The 5,367-nt window shown below is 63.0% G+C and carries 1 protein-coding gene and 3 pseudogenes; 2 read left to right on the forward strand and 2 right to left on the reverse strand.

From position 1 onward, the window contains the following. Window positions 1-1,029: pseudogene (locus EN893_RS17065) on the forward strand (NAD-glutamate dehydrogenase domain-containing protein); the annotation flags it as partial. An 84-nt stretch (window positions 1,030-1,113) separates the two neighbouring features. On the opposite strand, the gene EN893_RS17070 reads toward EN893_RS17065, so the two are convergent. Further along, window positions 1,114-3,258, reverse strand: coding sequence for a TonB-dependent siderophore receptor (locus EN893_RS17070; protein ID WP_127268917.1), 2,145 nt, complete (start codon window positions 3,256-3,258; stop codon window positions 1,114-1,116). Window positions 3,259-3,612: 354 nt separating this feature from the next. Between EN893_RS17070 and EN893_RS17075 the strand changes: the two are divergent. Next, window positions 3,613-4,988: pseudogene (locus EN893_RS17075) on the forward strand (MFS transporter). A gap of 142 nt (window positions 4,989-5,130) precedes the next feature. On the opposite strand, the pseudogene purH reads toward EN893_RS17075, so the two are convergent. Then, window positions 5,131-5,367, reverse strand: a pseudogene (gene purH / locus EN893_RS17080) (bifunctional phosphoribosylaminoimidazolecarboxamide formyltransferase/IMP cyclohydrolase); the annotation flags it as partial.

Here is a 5,367-nt window from a genome sequence, read left to right on the forward strand (position 1 = left end):
GCGCGCGGCGAACCGCTGACGAGAGCCGAACTCGGCGTGCTGCTCGCCTATGCCAAGATCGTGCTGTTTTCCGACATCGTCGCCAGCGACGTGCCTGATGACGCGCATTTCGACCGCGACCTGATGGGCTATTTTCCCGACCGGATGGCGAAGAAATACGCCACAGAGATCCATGGCCACCGGCTGCGCCGCGAGATCATCACACGGGTCGTCGCCAACGACCTGGTCAATCGCGGCGGCCCGTCCTTCGTCAACCGGCTGCAGGAAGCCACGGGGCGCACCGCCGCCGACGTGGTGCGGACCTTCGCGATGGTGCGCGACGGTTTTGCCTTGCCGGCGCTCTATCGCGAGATCGACGCGCTCGACAACCAGATCGACGGCCAGGTGCAGCTCGATCTCTATCAGATGGTCAGCCGGCTGATCTACGTGACCAGCGGCTGGTATCTCAAGAACGATGCCGGCACGGCACCCCTCGGCCAGCGCATCGCCGAGCTGCAGGAAGCACGCAAGGCGCTGGAACCGAAGCTCGTTGCGCTGCTGCCGGCTTTCTCGCGCGAGCGCATCGAGGAGAAGCGGCACGGGCTGTTCAAGAGCGGCGCGCCGGAAGGGCTGGCCGGGCAACTGGCGCTGAGCGAGGTGGCGGAACTTATCCCCGACATCGCGCTGACGGCGCGCACCGCCGGCGCCGATATCGTCGCCGCGGCCAAGGCGTTCTTCGCCGTCAGCGATGCCTTCCGCATCCCGCGTGTCGAGGACGCCGCACGCTCGATCACGCCTTCGGACTACTATGATCAGCTGGCACTGTCGCGCGCCACCGACACGATCGGCGCGGCACGGCGCGGCATCGCGGTGGCGGCACTCACCGGCCACGCCAAGACGGCCGATCCGGTGGTTGCCTGGCTGGACGCCGGCGGCGAGCGGGTGGCGCGCATCCGCGAGCGGCTGCAGGCGCTGACCGAGGGCGGCGACATCACCGTGTCGCGGCTGTCGGTGGCGTCGGGGCTGATGAGCGATCTGACGGGGATGTGAACCGCCGACGATCACCACACGCATTACCGGATGCGTGTGGCTCTTTTCGAATGCCATCCGCTTCGAAACCGGCGTTCAAAAAGCTCACCAGGAATGTTTGAGCGTGCCGACGATCTTCAGCCGGTCGCCGTAAAATTCGGTTCCGTAATAGCTGGTTGTCAAATACTTCCGGTCGAACAGGTTCGTTGCGTTCAGGGCCAACGTCACGTCCTTGGTCATCTTGTAGCTGATCGCCGCATCCACCAGTGCGTAGCCGCCAATCGAAGTCGTGTTCGCGTCATCCCCGTAGGTTTGTCCGATATAGCGCACGCCTCCGCCGATGGTCAGGTCGCCACGCCGTCCCTCCTCGGGTAGCGTATAATCAACCCAGGCCGAAGCCAGGTGGCGAGGGACACGCTGCGGCCGATTGCCGGCATTTCCTCCAATACCGTCTTCCAGGATCTCGGCATCCCAGTAGGAATAGGCAAGCGTCAGGTTCAGGTTTTCCGCAATGGCGGCCTTGCCCTCGAGTTCGATGCCGCGGACGCCAACCTTGCCGATCTGCTGCTGGACAACAGGCGTGACATAGGTGGGAACATTGGTTTGGGTAAGGTCGAAGACCGCGGCCGTGAACAGGCCGTCGAAGCCGTCGGGCTTGTACTTGATACCTGCCTCATACTGCCTGCCCTCTTGAGGCTTCAGCGAACCCGAGACCGCATATCCGTTGCCGCTTGGCGCCACGAGCGGCTGGAAGCTTTCCGAATAGTTGGCGTAGACCGCGAGGTTCGGAGTGAATTTGTAGGTCAGGCCGGCGCGCTTGGTGAAGGCGGATGCCGTGTCGTCGTCCTGCGTTCCCGAGTCGAGATAGTCCGCCGTCGTATGCACGCGGTCCCAGCGCCCACCCAGGGTGACGATCCAGCGGTCGTCAAACGTCAATTGCTCCTGGGCATAGACACCGACTGCCTGTTGCTTGACCCGCCAGTTCACGTAGGGGCCGAGATTGATGCAGGACAGACCGCAATAGGCCGGATTGTCGATGTCGATGGGACCGGCGGTGCCGAAGAGAATGTTTTCACGGGTGTTGTCGTTGGCGTAGTCGACGCCGACAAGCGTCTTGCTGTCGATCCCGCCCCAGCCCGTATCGTATTGCAACTGATTGTCGAAGGCATAGCGGTTGGACAGGCCATCGACGGAAAATGCCGTGCGGTCCGCCGTGGGGTCAAGCGACGCGCCGTAGACCTCGGCGTAGTCGAGGCTCAAATGCGTGTAGCGGGCATTGGAGCGCAAGGTGAGGTTCTCGTTGAACTCGTGCTCGAACTGGTAGCCGATATCGACCTGCTCCGTGTTGAAGCGGTTGAAATCCGGCTCGCCCAGGAATGTGCCGATGTCGATATTGCCGCCAGCCGGGGTGCCGCGTGCGCCTGTGCCATCTCGCTTGTAATAGTCAGTCAGGATGGTGAGCGACGTTCCTTCCTCGGGCTTGATGGTCAACGCGGGCGCGATGTAAAGCCGATCGTCGTTGGAATAATCCCATCCTTGATCGCCATCCTTGGCCAGCCCTGTGAGCCGATAGGTCCACACGCCATCGGGGTCGATTGGCCCGCCAAAATCAACGCCAACCTCCTTGGTACCGTCGCCATAGGACGTGTAAATCTCCCCCTGCTTCTGGTCCAGCGGCCGCTTGGTGATGGCATTGACCAGCCCGCCAGGGCCGTTGAGACCAAAAAGCGTCGATGTCGATCCCTTCAGGACCTCCACGCGCTGAAGTCCGTAAGGCTCGAGACGGCTGGCCGTGAACCAGGCGGGGATGCGCGCCGTGAGACCATCGCGATAGGTACCGAGCGATGTCTGGTCGAAACCGCGGATGCGAATATAGTCGTATCGGTCATCGTTGCCGAACTCGTCGGTGAGGACGCTGGATGTGTAGGCCACGGCCTGCTGCAGGCTTTCGACATGGCGCGCCTCCAGTTCCTTCTGGGTTACCACTGAAACCGAGGCGGGAACGTCGACGATCGGCGTATCGGTCTTGGTGGCGGTCGCCGTATCCTCGGCGACGATCGTTTGATCGGGCCCGACAAGGCGGTCCGACTTGCCGGTGACGACGATGGTTTCCAGTTGAGTTGCATCGTCCGGCGAAACCTCCTGGGCCCGGCCGGCCCCCACCGCTCCAAAAGATGCCGCTATCAAGGCACTGCTCGCAATCAATCGCCTTACCTGAGTGCGCGGCAATGCCTGTCGACCAATCGTCATCTCTTATTCCCTGTCAGACCATATCGAGCCGTTCGACCGGCGACTTTCCGGCCCTGCGCGAGCGCAATTAGTCAAACCGGACAAAAAGAGTCAACTTAATAATCAAGAAATTCGCGCCGGCGGCAATCGCCGCGAAGCAGGGGGTGGAGGGCGGCGCCAGACCTTCGGTCCGACTTCCCTCACGAGAAAAAATAAGGGCTTGGTCCGCGTCGCGGACGAAAGCCAATTGCTTGGCTTTCGAACAGTGAACGCGCGGCAGGGGCAAGGGACGGCACACCAAGCTTGGTTCATTGCATGAGCGCATGAAACATGCAGACATGGCGCCCGACACGGAACCGGTGCCGGGGGATCATCATGACGGTAGAAACAGTGCAGCGTGCGTCCGGGCGCGGCATCTGGGGATGGATGTTGTTCGACTGGGCGGCGCAGCCGTTCTTCACCGTCGTCACCACCTTCATCTTCGGGCCTTATTTCGTGTCGCGGATGGCGAGCGATCCGGAAACCGGGCAGGCGGCCTGGGGCTACGGCATTGCTGCGGCCGGCCTTGTCATTGCAGTGCTGTCGCCGATACTCGGCTCGATCGCCGACCAGACCGGACCGCGCAAGCCGTGGATCGCATTCTTTGCCGCGGTCAAGGTCACCTGCCTTTGCATGCTTTGGTTCGCGGCCCCGGTTCGAACCTTTTCCTGGTCGTGCTGTTCTTTTCGCTGGCGTCGGTGGCGGCGGAGTTTTCGACCGTGTTCAACGATTCGATGATGCCGCGCCTGGTGCCGAAGAGCGAGATCGGCCGGATTTCCAACATGGCCTGGGGGCTTGGCTATCTCGGCGGCATGATCGTGCTGATCTTCGTCGTCGCCTGCCTGGCCGGTTCGCCTGAGACCGGCAAGACGATCATCGGCATCGACCCGCTCTTCGGGCTCGACCCGAAGCTCGGCGAGGACGCGCGCGCAACCGGGCCTTTGTCAGCCGGCTGGTACTTCCTGTTCATCCTGCCGATGTTCTTTTTCACCCCCGACGCCATCAAGGGCCTGCCGATCGGTCCGGCTGTCCGAGAGGGGTTGGCGGAGCTGAAAGTGACACTGGGTGAGGTGCGCAAGCGCAGCGGCATCTTCCGCTTCCTGGTAGCCCGCATGATCTATCAGGACGGCGTCAACGCGCTGCTGGCGTTGGGTGGCACCTTCGCCGCTGCGATGTTCCACTGGTCGATCACCGAGATCGGTATTTTCGGCATCATTCTCAACGTCGTCGCCATCTTCGGCTGCCTGGTTGCAGCCCGTCTCGATACGGCGCTTGGCTCAAAAACCATCGTCATGATCTCGCTGGTCCTGCTCAGCATCGCCACGATCGGCATCGTCTCGACCGGGCCGGGCTACACGTTGTTCGGCCTCTGGATGATGCCTGGGCCGGACAGGGGCGGCCTGTTCGGCACGGCAGCGGAAAAAGCCTACATCTTCTTCGGCCTGTTGATCGGTGTGGCTTTCGGGCCGGTGCAGGCGTCGTCGCGATCCTACATGGCGCGCAGCGTCACGGCGGCAGAATCCGGCCGCTATTTCGGCATTTATGCACTGGCCGGGCGGGCGACCAGTTTCCTGGCGCCGTTCATGGTCGCGTCCGTCACCCTGGCCAGCGGCTCAGCGCGGCTCGGCATGGCGGTGATCGTGCTGTTCCTGGGCATCGGCATGGCGATCCTGGTCAAGACGCCCTATCCGGCGGACCGGCCGGTGGAGTGAGTTTACCCTCCCCCTTGTGGGGAGGGTCGATCCGCGAAGCGGAGCGGGGTGGGGGTGCGGCGCTGTCCCCACCCCGTCTCACGAACTTTGCTCCGCAAAGATCGTTCGCCGACCCTCCCCACAAGCGGGAGGGTAAGGGCGCTCAATGCCGGAAATGCCTGATCCCCGTAAACACCATGGCGATGCCGTGCTCGTCGGCAGCGGCAATGACGTCCTTGTCGTTCATCGAACCGCCCGGCTGGATGACGGCGGTGGCGCCGGCGGCGATTGCCGACAGCAAGCCATCGGCGAAGGGGAAGAAGGCGTCGGAGGCGACGACCGAGCCCTTGGTCAGCGGTTCGGCAAGGCCCGCGGCCTCGGCGGCGTCGAGTGCCTTGCG

Origin of the sequence: Mesorhizobium sp. M7A.F.Ca.CA.004.04.2.1 (genome assembly GCF_004022825.1) — a bacterium.
GTDB lineage: Bacteria > Pseudomonadota > Alphaproteobacteria > Rhizobiales > Rhizobiaceae > Mesorhizobium.

Coding starts and splice junctions, on each gene's coding strand:
- EN893_RS17070 (WP_127268917.1), bottom strand. CDS start 3,258: ATGACGATTGGTCGACAGGCATTGCCGCGCACTCAGGTAAGGCGATTG.